Source organism: Aminobacter sp. P4_D5 (genome assembly GCF_056401815.1).
Map to the genome: position 1 here is coordinate 1 of NZ_JBFUIP010000179.1, position 10,994 is coordinate 10,994.

General features: G+C 62.4%; 15 protein-coding genes and 1 other RNA gene. 5 read left to right on the plus strand and 11 right to left on the minus strand.

Going from position 1 to position 10,994, the window contains the following annotated elements:
- Positions 1-38: 38 nt before the first annotated feature.
- On the minus strand, positions 39-659 hold the full coding sequence (locus tag AC1DWF_RS26365; RefSeq protein WP_476781916.1) for a TetR/AcrR family transcriptional regulator: 621 nt from the start codon (positions 657-659) through the stop codon (positions 39-41).
- A gap of 98 nt (positions 660-757) precedes the next feature.
- Here AC1DWF_RS26365 and AC1DWF_RS26370 point away from each other — a divergent pair, with 98 nt between their 5' ends.
- Positions 758-1,603: an NAD(P)H-binding protein gene (locus AC1DWF_RS26370; RefSeq protein WP_476788180.1), complete on the plus strand. Its 846-nt coding sequence runs from the start codon at positions 758-760 to the stop codon at positions 1,601-1,603.
- On the plus strand, positions 1,600-2,085 hold the full coding sequence (locus AC1DWF_RS26375) for an anthrone oxygenase family protein (protein ID WP_476842226.1): 486 nt from the start codon (positions 1,600-1,602) through the stop codon (positions 2,083-2,085). Before AC1DWF_RS26370 ends, AC1DWF_RS26375 begins: the two co-directional genes overlap by 4 nt.
- Positions 2,086-2,118: 33 nt before the next feature.
- On the opposite strand, the gene AC1DWF_RS26380 is transcribed toward AC1DWF_RS26375, so the two are convergent.
- From AC1DWF_RS26380 to AC1DWF_RS26400, 5 genes are all read right to left on the minus strand, one after another.
- Positions 2,119-3,195: a D-alanine--D-alanine ligase family protein gene (locus AC1DWF_RS26380; protein WP_476781919.1), complete on the minus strand. Its 1,077-nt coding sequence runs from the start codon at positions 3,193-3,195 to the stop codon at positions 2,119-2,121.
- A 116-nt stretch (positions 3,196-3,311) separates the two neighbouring features.
- Positions 3,312-3,614, minus strand: a complete 303-nt coding sequence (locus AC1DWF_RS26385) for an Rdx family protein (RefSeq protein ID WP_476781920.1) — start codon at positions 3,612-3,614, stop codon at positions 3,312-3,314.
- Positions 3,611-4,375 carry an RDD family protein gene (locus tag AC1DWF_RS26390; protein ID WP_476781921.1) on the minus strand — a complete coding sequence of 255 codons (765 nt, stop codon included), beginning with the start codon at positions 4,373-4,375 and terminating at the stop codon, positions 3,611-3,613. Before AC1DWF_RS26390 ends, AC1DWF_RS26385 begins: the two co-directional genes overlap by 4 nt.
- Before the next feature lie 102 nt (positions 4,376-4,477).
- The gene (locus tag AC1DWF_RS26395; RefSeq protein WP_476781922.1) at positions 4,478-5,227 is read right to left on the minus strand and encodes a YebC/PmpR family DNA-binding transcriptional regulator; all 750 of its coding nucleotides are present in this window, start codon (positions 5,225-5,227) and stop codon (positions 4,478-4,480) included.
- 166 nt (positions 5,228-5,393) lie between these two features.
- Positions 5,394-6,101: a glutathione S-transferase family protein gene (locus tag AC1DWF_RS26400; RefSeq protein ID WP_476781923.1), complete on the minus strand. Its 708-nt coding sequence runs from the start codon at positions 6,099-6,101 to the stop codon at positions 5,394-5,396.
- 129 nt (positions 6,102-6,230) lie between these two features.
- Here AC1DWF_RS26400 and AC1DWF_RS26405 point away from each other — a divergent pair, with 129 nt between their 5' ends.
- Positions 6,231-6,575, plus strand: coding sequence for a winged helix-turn-helix transcriptional regulator (locus AC1DWF_RS26405; RefSeq protein WP_476781924.1), 345 nt, complete (start codon positions 6,231-6,233; stop codon positions 6,573-6,575).
- Between the two features lie 40 nt (positions 6,576-6,615).
- On the opposite strand, the gene AC1DWF_RS26410 is transcribed toward AC1DWF_RS26405, so the two are convergent.
- On the minus strand, positions 6,616-6,939 hold the full coding sequence (locus tag AC1DWF_RS26410; RefSeq protein ID WP_476781927.1) for an ArsR/SmtB family transcription factor: 324 nt from the start codon (positions 6,937-6,939) through the stop codon (positions 6,616-6,618).
- A gap of 50 nt (positions 6,940-6,989) precedes the next feature.
- Between AC1DWF_RS26410 and AC1DWF_RS26415 the strand changes: the two genes are divergently transcribed.
- Together AC1DWF_RS26415 and AC1DWF_RS26420 are read left to right on the plus strand one after the other, a co-directional pair.
- Positions 6,990-7,472 carry an SRPBCC domain-containing protein gene (locus tag AC1DWF_RS26415; RefSeq protein WP_476788182.1) on the plus strand — a complete coding sequence of 161 codons (483 nt, stop codon included), beginning with the start codon at positions 6,990-6,992 and terminating at the stop codon, positions 7,470-7,472.
- Positions 7,473-7,492: 20 nt separating this feature from the next.
- Complete coding sequence (locus AC1DWF_RS26420; protein ID WP_476788183.1) at positions 7,493-7,855, plus strand: hypothetical protein; 363 nt, start codon at positions 7,493-7,495, stop codon at positions 7,853-7,855.
- Between the two features lie 168 nt (positions 7,856-8,023).
- Here the strand turns inward: AC1DWF_RS26420 and AC1DWF_RS26425 are convergent, their stop codons facing one another.
- The 4 genes from AC1DWF_RS26425 to ssrS form a co-directional block, all read right to left on the minus strand.
- Positions 8,024-8,788 carry a TerC family protein gene (locus AC1DWF_RS26425; protein ID WP_476842227.1) on the minus strand — a complete coding sequence of 255 codons (765 nt, stop codon included), beginning with the start codon at positions 8,786-8,788 and terminating at the stop codon, positions 8,024-8,026.
- A gap of 164 nt (positions 8,789-8,952) precedes the next feature.
- Complete coding sequence (locus tag AC1DWF_RS26430) at positions 8,953-9,777, minus strand: TIGR00282 family metallophosphoesterase (RefSeq protein ID WP_476784559.1); 825 nt, start codon at positions 9,775-9,777, stop codon at positions 8,953-8,955.
- An 8-nt stretch (positions 9,778-9,785) separates the two neighbouring features.
- On the minus strand, positions 9,786-10,373 hold the full coding sequence (locus AC1DWF_RS26435) for a 5-formyltetrahydrofolate cyclo-ligase (protein WP_476784560.1): 588 nt from the start codon (positions 10,371-10,373) through the stop codon (positions 9,786-9,788).
- A gap of 125 nt (positions 10,374-10,498) precedes the next feature.
- Positions 10,499-10,654: non-coding RNA, 6S RNA (gene ssrS / locus AC1DWF_RS26440), on the minus strand.
- Between the last annotated feature and the right edge of the window lie 340 nt (positions 10,655-10,994).

Below are 10,994 nucleotides of genomic sequence, written 5' to 3' on the forward strand. Positions count from 1 at the left end.
GGGTAAGGGTGAGGGGCTGTCTCACGGTAGCAGGCGACCTACAGCGCTTCGATCTCCCGCAGCGCCATGCGCTTGTAGTCGGCCACCAGATCGTCGCCCTCCGCGCGCTCGACCGAAATGGCCAGCCGCATGGTGGCTTCGCCCAATGACATGATCAAAAAGGCCTTGCGCTCGACGTCTGCCGCATCCGCCTGCGGCCTAACGCGTAGCCAGGCCTCAGCCAAAAGCGCACCGTTGGCGCGGCTGTCGCGGAGGTCGATGTCGCGCAGTGCCTTGTCGGCCTGGGTGCCCGACCAGATGTCGCGCATGACAGGCTCGGCGAGAAAGATGCCGTAATAGGTATCGATCAGCGCGCCGAAGGCGGCGATGAGCCCCAGCGTGTCGTGGGGACCAGCAAGGCCTTCGGCGATACAGGCGCGGCCCTCGGCATTGTAGCGCTCGGCCAGGGTGCGGATGATCGCGCCCTTGTCGGGAAAATACTGGTAGAGCGAACCGATCGACACCCCGGCGCGTTCGGCCACTTCGCCCATCCGCATCGCATCGCTGCCGCCCTCCGAGATCAGCGCGCTCGCCGCCTCGAGCATGCGTTCGACGCGTTCCTGGCTGCGCTTTTGGCTCGGCGCACGGCGCAGGGCTTTGTTCTCTTCCACGATTTCCATGGCATCCGGCCCGCAACGATTCTGCTTGACGGTCATAATATGAGGGTTTATCACATTTGCAAATGTGAGTAATGCTCATATTTGTGAAGGAGGCCAAAGTGACAGTTGCCGAACACACCACGAAGCCTATTCTCATTCTTGGCGGTACCGGCAAGACCGGACGGCGCATCGCCGAGCAGCTCGTGGTACGGGGGCTTCCCGTCCGCATCGGCTCRCGCAGTGCCATCCCTTCCTTCGACTGGGAGAACCGCGCGAGCTGGGCATCGGCGCTCAAGGGCGTCGGCGCCGTCTATATCTCCTACTATCCCGACCTTGCGGCGCCGGGTGCCGCTGAAGCCATCGGTGCCTTCGCCGACCTCGCCGTCGGCATGGGCGTGAAGCGGCTGGTTCTTCTGTCCGGCCGCGGCGAACCCGAGGCACAGCGCGCGGAAGAAAGGGTCAGGCAATCCGGCGCTGACTGGACTGTGTTGCGCTGCAGTTGGTTCATGCAGAATTTCAGTGAGGGTTTCATGCTCGACGCCCTGCTGGCTGGGGAGGTCGCCTTGCCGGTGGGTCCGGTTGGCGAGCCCTTCGTCGATGCCGACGACATCGCCGACGCCGCAGTCGCTGCCTTCGCCGATGACCGCCACATCGGCCAGCTCTACGAACTCACAGGACCGCGTCTGCTGACCTTCGGCGATGCGATTGCCGAGATCGCCAAGGCGAGCGGCCGCGACATCCGCTTTATCAAGGTGACGCCCGAGCAGTTCGCGGCAAACCTTGCCGACCAGCAGCTGCCGCCTGATCTTATCGAGCTGCTGATGATGCTGTTCACCGAGGTGTTGGACGGCCGCAACGCGCATCTGTCAAATGGCGTGCAACAGGCACTCGGTCGGCCCGCGCGCGACTTCCGCGACTTTGCCAGGGCCGTCGCAGCATCGGGCGTGTTGGGAGGCGCACAATGATCGCGCTGCTGTTCACCGCGCTCGTCTTTGTCGCAGCCCTTGGCGGTGGCATCGCGGCTGGCCTGTTCTTCATCTTCTCCAACACCATCATGGCGTCCTTTGCCCCGCTGCCCGCCGCCCAAGGCATCGCCGCCATGCAGCAGATCAACGTCACCATCATCAATCCGCTGTTCATGGCGGTGTTCATGGGGCTCGCAGTCCTGTCGTTGGTGCTCGCCGCCAAGGCGATCTTCGGCTGGAGCGAGACGGGCTCGGCATGGCTGCTCATCGGCARCGTCGCCTATCTCATAGGCTGCTTCCTGGTGACGGTGGTCTTCAATGTGCCGCTCAATGACGCGCTCGCCGCGGTTGATCCCGCAAGCGCCGATGGAGCCGCGATGTGGGCGCGCTATCTCAAGGAGTGGCTGCCTTGGAACCACGTGCGTGCGGTCGCCTGCCTCGTGTCGCTGGCGTCGTTCGTCATGGCCTTCCGCGCTGCATAGCCAAAAGGCCAGGATGACCCGGCCTTTGCTGTTTCAAGCCTGGCGCTTCCAGCGCGCCACCGCGTGCTCGATCAACCGGCCGACGAGATCGGGGTAGGAAACGCCCGAGGCCGCCATCGTCTTCGGATACATGCTGATGTTGGTGAAGCCGGGGATGGTGTTGACCTCGTTGACCAGCGCCGAGCCATCCGCCTTCACGAAGAAGTCGACGCGCGCCATGCTTTCGCAGCCGAGTGCCAGGAAGGCGCGGCGGGCGACCTCCTGCAGCTTGGCCGTGGCCGGCTCGGGCAGTTCCGCCGGGATGCGCAGGGCCGCCCCGTCGGCATCGATGTACTTGGCCTCGTAGGTGTAGAAGCCGTGGCTCGCCGCCGGCGCGATCTCGCCCGGCACGGAAACGGAGAGCTGGCCGTCGGGCGCCTCGAGCACGGCGAACTCGACCTCGCGGCCGGCAACGAACTCCTCGATCAGCACCTTGCGGTCATACTTGAAGGCCTCCGCCAGCGCCTTGTCCAACTGCTCCGCCGTCTCCGCCTTGCTGACGCCGACGGATGAGCCTTGCCGCGCCGGCTTGACGAAAACAGGCAGTCCGAGCTCGGCCTTGATGGCGTCGAAAGTGGGCCGGTCACCGAAATGCACGGTCACGCCGCGAGCCACCGGCACCCCGGCTTGGTTCATCAGCCGCTTGGCCACGTCCTTGTCCATGGCGTTGGCAGAGCCGAGCACGCCGGAGCCGACATAAGGAATGTCGGCCACCTCGGCGAGACCTTGCACCGCGCCATCCTCGCCGAACGGGCCATGCAGCACCGGAAACAGCACATCGGCCCTGGGCAGTTCGAACGGCGTTTCGCCGGCGGGCAGGGCGATCAGCCGTCCCTTGCCGCCCGGCACCAGCACCACCTCGGTGCCATCGGCGGGCACGGTCTTGGGCAGCGCGCCGTCGTGGTCGAGTTCGGCCAGGAACCAGCGCCCGTCGCGGGATATGCCGATGGGCACGACCTCGTATCTGGAGGCGTCGATAGCCTTGACGACGTTGCTTGCCGACATGAGCGAGACGTCGTGCTCGGAGGAGCGTCCGCCGAAAAGAACTGCGATGCGTGGTCTTGTTGTCATGGATGCTTTCCGCTCTGCCGCTGGTATGCGCCATGTCGCGGCGCGATGTTCTGCTTGCTCAGCAATTCGAACTTATCTGTGGCGCCGTTTCAGGGTTTAGGCGGCTTTTGCGGCACTCAGCCATTGTCCTTGGATTTGTGGCCCTTGCGGTCGGAATGGCCGAGGTCGCGCTCGGGGTCGATCACGTCGCGCACCAGCTGCTTGAGTTGGGCTGCGTCGGGAAAGCCGCCGTCGCGCTTGCGGTCCCAGATCAGCTTGTCGTTGCAGGTCACCGTGAAGATGCCGCCAGTGCCCGGCACCAGTGCCACCTCGCCAAGCTCGGCCCCGAAGGTCGACAACAGCTCCTGCGCCATCCAGCCGGCGCGCAGAAGCCACATGCATTGGGTGCAGTAGGTGATGCGGATCTGGGGGAGGGTCATCTGGTCCTCAATACGCTCGTTCCAGCGATGCGGTCATAGATCGGATCGCGCTTCTTGGAAACCGAAACGATGATCCAGATGAACCATGCGATCTCGATCGTGAAGGCGACAATGAATGCTAGCCAGAAGGCATCGCCGGACATCGCGTTCAGTGGGTCGTCGCTGAGAAACAGTATCTTGATCATCACGAGGAATGCCGGGATCGTTCCAATCCACATCGCCAATTGCCTGGTGATCGCCTTGCGCAGCGGGATGCCGATTTGAGAGGGCGCGGCGGTGTCGATGGTCCTCATTCCAAGGATGCGCTTGCCGACCGTCGCGCCGCGCCGCCATTCAATCAAGACGAGGTAGATCAGCAGCGCCAACATGGCCACCCAGGTCATATCGAACGGGGACGTTGGCTTGCCATCGGCGTCAAGCGCGTATGTCAGGAACCGGCCGGTTGTTGTATTGCCCTCTTCAACAACCGTGCCGACCGACAGTGCGCGCGACGTCTCGAAGCCGAAAAGGCTGCTGCGGCATTCGGTGATCGAATTGGTGCTTGCCGGGGGAGGTGGCTGCAAGCCTTCGGGCAGATGGTCGACCGTCGCGCAGATCCTCGTGGTGATGCCGAAATTGCCCTGCACCGTGCCATGCGTCTGCGCGAACAAGACTGCCGTCAGGATTTGCAGCGGAAGCAATATGATGATCGCATCGACCAGCAACGCGCCAACACGCCGCCAGAAACCCGCTCGCGCTGGAGCGCTCTCAATACTTGTCATCCGGATGGTCTCCCCTCACCGAAAATGAGGCTTAACGATCCAAATCTGAAACGCAATTGGCGCCCTTCGGCTATCTCCGAAAGGCGCCAATTATATTGTTGGTTACGCCGCGCTGAGCTTGGCCAACGTTGCTTCGTCGACTTCAAAATTGGCGTAGACGTTCTGCACGTCGTCGTCGTCTTCGAGCGTGCCGACCAGCTTCATCAGCGACTGGGCGCGCTCTTCGTCGACCGGAATGTTGTTCTGCGGCTTCCAGATGATCTTCACTGACTCGGCATCGCCGAGCGAGCTTTCGAGCGCCTTGGAGACTTCGCCGAGGTTTTCGAAAGCGCAGGTGATGGTGTGGCCGTCCTCGTCCGACTGCACGTCGTCGGCGCCGGCTTCGATCGCCGCGTCCATGACCTTGTCGGCGTTGCCTGCCTTGGCGGCATAAACGATCTCGCCGACGCGGTCCCACATGAACGACACCGAGCCGGTTTCGCCCATCGCACCGCCGGCCTTGGTGAAGGCGGCGCGCACGTTGGAGGCGGTGCGGTTGCGGTTGTCGGTCAGTGCTTCGACGATCAGGGCTACGCCACCGGGGCCATAACCTTCGTAGCGCACTTCTTCGTAGTTCTCGGCATCGCCCATCGAGGCCTTGGAGATGGCGCGCGCGATGTTGTCTTTGGGCATCGACACGGCCTTGGCGTTCTGGACGGCCAGGCGCAGGCGCGGGTTCATCGTCGGGTCGGGGGCGCCGGTCTTTGCGGCAACGGTGATTTCGCGCGCGAGCTTTGAGAACATCTTGGACCGCACCGCGTCCTGGCGGCCCTTGCGGTGCATGATGTTCTTGAACTGTGAATGGCCGGCCATGGGACCCCTGTGTCGCTTCGGCAGTGTTGGAATGGGCCGCGTTATAGATAAATCGGCTCAATACGTCCAGCGTTTGGCCTTTGCCGAATGCGCGAAATCGTGACTCAACCCTGCTGCGCCAATCAAGAACCCTCCCGCAACGACGCCGCGGCGGGAGGGCAAGACGTTATGCGGCGATACGCAGCGAAAGCTCGTTGATGGTCGTGTGGCCGCGGAAGCCCCCAGTCGAGGTCGCCGGCGTCTCGTCTTCGATGGCATGGGCAAAGATCACGGCCGGGTCGGCTTCGAGCTTGGCCATATGCTGGTGCAGGCGTGGATACTCCTTGGCGAGATCGAACAGGCCAAGGTCCTCGCCCCAGCGTGCGATGCCGATGAAATAGGCGTCGGCCACCGTCTTGTGGTCGCCGACCAGCCATTCGCGGCCTTCGAGCACGGATTGCAGATAGGCATAGTCGTTGGCGGCCTTTTCGCGCGCCATCTTGCGCAGCAGCTCGCGGCCAGCCTTGTCGTTCTTGTCGAGCTTGAAGGCATTCCAGGCATAGCCGAGATCGGAGTGAAACGAGGTGTGCAGGTATGATAGCATCCAGTTCAGCTGATCGAATTCCTTGCTGCCCTGGGCGAAGCCAAGCCCCTTGTCGAGGCCGCGCGCGGCGATGTGGTGCAGGATCGCCAGGCTTTCGCTAAGCCCGCCGCCGTAGCCCAAGAGCAGAGCCGGCGTCTGTCCGAGCGGGCTTGCCTTGGCAAAGGCGCCGCCCGGCTTGTCGGCCAGCATGTCGATGCGGTGCAGGCGGTAGGGCTGGCCGAGCCATTCGAGCGCCACGATCGAGCCGAACGAGCAGCCATGCGGCACGCCGTAGAAGAGTACAGGTTCCATGTCTTGTCCTTTGAGATCGGACCGCGAAACATTTCGCGGCATGGCACGAAACCTATGCATTGCATTTGCGCTAACAAGTACATACAATTTTGTAAGGTACTGACTTCAAAGTAAGAATTAGGGATTCCCATGGCAAAGACGCAGCCGGAAAGTTGCGGCCTCGGCCCGGCCTTCCAGGTCATTGGCGGCAAATGGAAGGCGCTGATCCTGTGGTTGGTCCACACCGAGCCGCGCCGCTTCGGCGAGTTGAAGCGGCTTGTGCCCGACATCAGCGAAAAGATGCTGATACAGCAATTGCGCGAGATGGAGGCCGACGGGCTGGTTCATCGCGAGGTGTTCCCCCAGGTGCCGCCGCGGGTCGAATATTCAGCAACCGAACTTGGCATCTCGCTCGACAATGCACTTGGGCCGCTCGCGAATTGGGGCAAGGAGCACGGCGCTGCCATCGAGGCGCGCAAGGCGAGTGCCGCCTGACCTGATACACTTGGCGCTTCCCTCGGGGAGGCCCAAGCTTTCACCCCTCGAGGTCGAGCTTCAGCCGGTCGAGAATGCTCATCGCATGAGTGGCGTATTCGCTGATCCAGCGGTCGTGGACCTGCTTGATCGGCAGTGAATTGAGATGGTTCCAGCGTTCGCGKCCTTCGCGCCTGGCGACCACCAGATCGGCTTCTTCCAAAACCTTCAGATGCTGCATCACCGTGCAGCGGTCCATGTCGGGAAAGGCGTCGCACAGCATGCCTGTGGTCTGCGGCGCGTCCTTCATGCGGTCGAGCAATTCGCGCCTGCGCTGGTGGGCGAGGGCCTTGAAAACGCGGTCGTCTTTCGCTTCGCTTGACATGTTATAAAAATATAACATATGGTTCAAACATGCAAGCAGGAGGATCAAAAATGTCTGTTGGATTCAGGGTTTCCGGCCGCATCGGCAAGCCGGTGGCCGAGGTTTTCGACGCGGTGGTCAATCCCACCAAGCTCAGCGGCTATTTCACCACGCTGGGCGGGGCCAGCGCACCCTTGGTCGCTGGTACCACCGTCACCTGGTGGGGCTCCGTGCCGGTCGAAGTCGACGAGGTCGTGCCCGAGCGTCGCATCGTCTTGCGCTGGGACGGCAGCGGCCCCACCGTCAAGCCGGCCTACAAGACCCGCATTGAAATGAACTTCGAGCCGCTCGACGATGGCGGCACCTTCGTCACCATCGCCGAGGAGGGCTGGCGCGAGGACGCGGCCGGCCGAAAGTCGTCCTACGGCAATTGCGAGGGCTGGTCGCAGATGCTCTCGGCCATGAAGGCCTATGTCGAATACGGCATCAATCTTCGCGAAGGTTTTTATCCCAGCGAAATGCGCGGCGAACTGCCGACATCGGACTGCAAGTGAACCATATCAGGAGCAATAAAATGACTGCAAAGATCGAGGGCGGCATCAACATCGCCATGAAGGTGCCCAGCCATCAATATGAAGCGACCATCGCTTTCTATCGCGATACGGTCGGCCTTGTGCCCATCACCGAAAAGGCGCCGGCAGTCGGCTTCAAGCTCGGCCCCAACCAGCTCTGGATCGACGAGGCCGCGACGATGAGCCAGGCAGAGGTCTGGCTGGAACTGTTCACGCCCGATTCCACCGGAACGCTGCGGCAGTTGGCCGATGCCGGCGTAACCCGTTGCGACCCCATCGAGCCGCTCGGCGAAAGTTTTCGCGGCGGCTGGATCATGAACCCGGCCAATGTCGTGCACATGGTGCGCGAACCGGATGCGTGGTGAGTGCGCAAGTCGCGATCTGAAAGTGTTGCCGGCGACGGACGCAATGCCCGCGCCGACCATTTTTAGATGCCTTGTAAGATTCAGGCCCAAACCCGCTGCCACCAAATTGGCCCCGGAAACGAAAACGGGGGGCACTTGGCCCGCCGTTCGTCGCGTTCGTGACGTTCGTCAGTGGCTGTCGGAGCCGCGTAGCTTGGCGCGTCGGTTCCGCTGCAGCATGTTGAGGCCTTCGACGAGCGCCGAGAAGCCCATCGCCGCGTAGATGTAGCCCTTGGGCACATGGTAGCCGAAGCCSTCSGCGATSAGCGTCATGCCGATCATCARCAGGAAGCCCAGCGCCAGCATGACGATGGTCGGGTTCTTTTCGATGAACTTCGCAAGCGGGGTCGCCGCCAGCAGCATCACCGTAACCGCGACGATGACGGCGATGTACATGATGCCGATCTCGTCGGTCATGCCGACAGCGGTGATGATCGAGTCGATCGAAAACACCAGGTCGAGCAGCAGGATCTGGAAGATCGCAGCTCCCATCGAAAGCTGCAGCGTCCGCGAAGCCAGTCCGGCGGTGCTGTCTTCGGGGTCGACCGAATGATGGATTTCCTTGGTCGCCTTCCACACCAGGAACAGGCCGCCGGCGATCAGGATCAGGTCGCGCCAGGAGAAGCCATGGCCGAAGGCCTCGAAGACCGGCTCCTTGAGCGCCACGATGAAGGAGATGGTGGCAAGCAGCACGAGGCGCATGATCAGTGCCGCGCCGATGCCAAGCCGGCGAGCCGAAGCGCGCTGCGCCTCGGGCAGCTTGTTGGTCAGGATCGAGATGAAGATCAAATTGTCGATGCCGAGCACCACCTCAAGTGCGATCAGCGTCAACAGCGCCACCCAGGCGGTCGGGTCGTTCATGAAGCTGAGATACGGCGTCAGGAATTCGATCATCTATGCGTCCCCTTAGTCCTTATGGATAACAATCGAGCGGCCGCGAGGCCGCTCTTGCAAAAAATTGCAGTGCTCAAGTGTCGCGCGTCCAACCGGAGGCGCAGCGCTCTAACATTTGCTGACTTGTTGCGAGCAAGTAGGTATCCACTGGCCCCTCGTCAATGTCAGGACCAGAAGGAAGGTACGGTTTCTTCGAGGCGCGGGCCGCGACGCAATGGCGCGATCCGCTCGGCAAGACCCGTGCGGTCGGAGATGTCGACGCCGACACCGCAGATCGTCGCCGGCCCGTTGGCCGCCTCGAAGCGGCCCTTCGGCACCTTGGACAAGAAGCGGTTGAGAGGCTCCTCCTTGTCCATGCCAAGCGAGGAATCATAGTCGCCGCACATGCCGGCATCGGTCAGGTAGGCCGTGCCGCCATTGAGGATCTGGTGGTCGGCGGTCGGCTGGTGGGTATGGGTGCCGACAACGAGGCTGGCGCGGCCGTCGACGAAATGGGCAAAGCACATCTTTTCGCTCGTCGCCTCGGCATGGAAGTCGATCACCACCGCATCGGCCTGTTCGCCCAGCGGGCAGGCGGACAGTTCGCGCTCGCCGGCCTGGAACGGGTCGTCGAGTTCGGGATGCATGAACACCCGGCCCATGATGTTGGACACCAGGACGCGCGCGCCGTTCTTGGCGATGAACAGACCCGAGCCGCGGCCTGGCGTGCCCTTGGGAAAATTCGCCGGGCGCAGGAAGCGCTCCTCGCGCGGCGCGAACGCCAGTGCCTCGCGCTGGTCCCACACGTGGTTGCCAGTGGTCACCACGTCGGCGCCGGCGTTCAGCGTTTCTCGAAAGATCTCTTCGGTGATGCCAAAGCCGCCGGCGGCGTTTTCGCCGTTGACGATGACAAAATCGAGCCGGAAATCCGAAATCAAGCCCGGCAACTGGTTCCACACCGCAGTGCGTCCAGCCTTGCCCACCATGTCGCCTAGAAAAAGAAGTCTCATGAAATCATCTACAATTCAGGGGCGAAGCTGCGCAACCCGCTTTCGGTCAGTATTTCGGGGATGACCACGTCGTGGTTTTCTTCCGGCACGCGCTCGACCTCCTGGCAATCGAAGGCGATGCCGATCAGCCGGGGGTGCTTGCCGGCATCCTCAAGCTTGGCGATCGCGCGGTCGTAGTAGCCCGCGCCGTAGCCAATGCGGTGGCCGCGCGCGTCGAAGGCGGCAAGCGGCACCAGCATGATATCGGGGTCCAGAACATCGGCCTCCTCATGCGGGCCGACAGTACCGAATCCCATGTCGACCATGGGGGCGCCGCGCACCAGTTCGCGGAAAACGATCGTATGCTTGTCGAGGATCGCCGGCAGGCACAGCCTGGCGCCATGCTCGCGCAGAGCAAACATCATCGGCCTGACGTCGACCTCCGAGCGCATCGGCCAGAAGCCGGAAACGATGGTGCCGGGCTCGATTGGAACGTTGTCACGCGCGGTCTCGGCCATCTCCAGCGAGGCCTCGATGCGCCAGAACTGGTCGAGCGCGTCGCGGCGGGCCAGCGCTTCCTTGCGCAACTGCTTCTTGATCTCGCGATGGGAAGTCATGCCGGTGTTCGCCCCCGTTCTCCTGTCGTCGCAAGTGTTTGGCACATCATTTGTTGCCACGGCAACCAAGGATGTTGTCGCGTTGCGCGGCTAAGGCCAAACAGGATTGATTGGGTGGGGGAAAGTGACGATCCACACAACCGGTGGAGAAGTCGATCCCGGAGACCTACAAAGTAGGTGGGCGCCGTGTGAAAAGACCCACGGGTCTTCCCAGTGACAGCTCCCTAAGGATCGTTAAGGCCCCGGGGAAAATGCTCTCCTGCCGAGAAGCGCAGATCGTCACAGCCAATATAGGCGCTATGGATTCAATGCGCCATGGCAATGCTGCGGTTCTCGCGACGATATTTGTGCTGCGGGTGGAGAGGTTTTCCACGACCTGCAAATTTCTCGGCGTTTTTGAGTTCCTACCCTTTCACCGTCGCGATCCTTCGCACCCCCCTCTGGCCTGCCGGCCATCTCCCCCACAAGGAGGGAGATCAGTCGCGTCGACGGTGGCGCTTATCCTGCAGGTTCGCAGGGATAAACGTTGTAACGTTGGTGATTGGCTGAGGCGCCGATGAAGGCATGATCTCCCTCCTTGTGGGGGAGATGGCCGGCAGGCCAGAGGGGGGTGCGAAGGAT

What these genes read in the sequence shown, in the direction of transcription:
- AC1DWF_RS26365 (WP_476781916.1), bottom strand. Translation starts at nt 659, where the DNA reads ATGGAAATCGTGGAAGAGAACAAAGCCCTGCGCCGTGCGCCGAGCCAA.
- AC1DWF_RS26395 (WP_476781922.1), bottom strand. Translation starts at nt 5,227, where the DNA reads ATGGCCGGCCATTCACAGTTCAAGAACATCATGCACCGCAAGGGCCGC.
- AC1DWF_RS26415 (WP_476788182.1), top strand. Translation starts at nt 6,990, where the DNA reads ATGTCTGTTGGATTCAGGGTTTCCGGCCGCATCGGCAAGCCGGTGGCC.
- AC1DWF_RS26380 (WP_476781919.1), bottom strand. Translation starts at nt 3,195, where the DNA reads ATGACAACAAGACCACGCATCGCAGTTCTTTTCGGCGGACGCTCCTCC.
- AC1DWF_RS26400 (WP_476781923.1), bottom strand. Translation starts at nt 6,101, where the DNA reads ATGGAACCTGTACTCTTCTACGGCGTGCCGCATGGCTGCTCGTTCGGC.
- AC1DWF_RS26420 (WP_476788183.1), top strand. Translation starts at nt 7,493, where the DNA reads ATGACTGCAAAGATCGAGGGCGGCATCAACATCGCCATGAAGGTGCCC.
- AC1DWF_RS26430 (WP_476784559.1), bottom strand. Translation starts at nt 9,777, where the DNA reads ATGAGACTTCTTTTTCTAGGCGACATGGTGGGCAAGGCTGGACGCACT.
- AC1DWF_RS26405 (WP_476781924.1), top strand. Translation starts at nt 6,231, where the DNA reads ATGGCAAAGACGCAGCCGGAAAGTTGCGGCCTCGGCCCGGCCTTCCAG.
- AC1DWF_RS26385 (WP_476781920.1), bottom strand. Translation starts at nt 3,614, where the DNA reads ATGACCCTCCCCCAGATCCGCATCACCTACTGCACCCAATGCATGTGG.
- AC1DWF_RS26390 (WP_476781921.1), bottom strand. Translation starts at nt 4,375, where the DNA reads ATGACAAGTATTGAGAGCGCTCCAGCGCGAGCGGGTTTCTGGCGGCGT.
- AC1DWF_RS26435 (WP_476784560.1), bottom strand. Translation starts at nt 10,373, where the DNA reads ATGACTTCCCATCGCGAGATCAAGAAGCAGTTGCGCAAGGAAGCGCTG.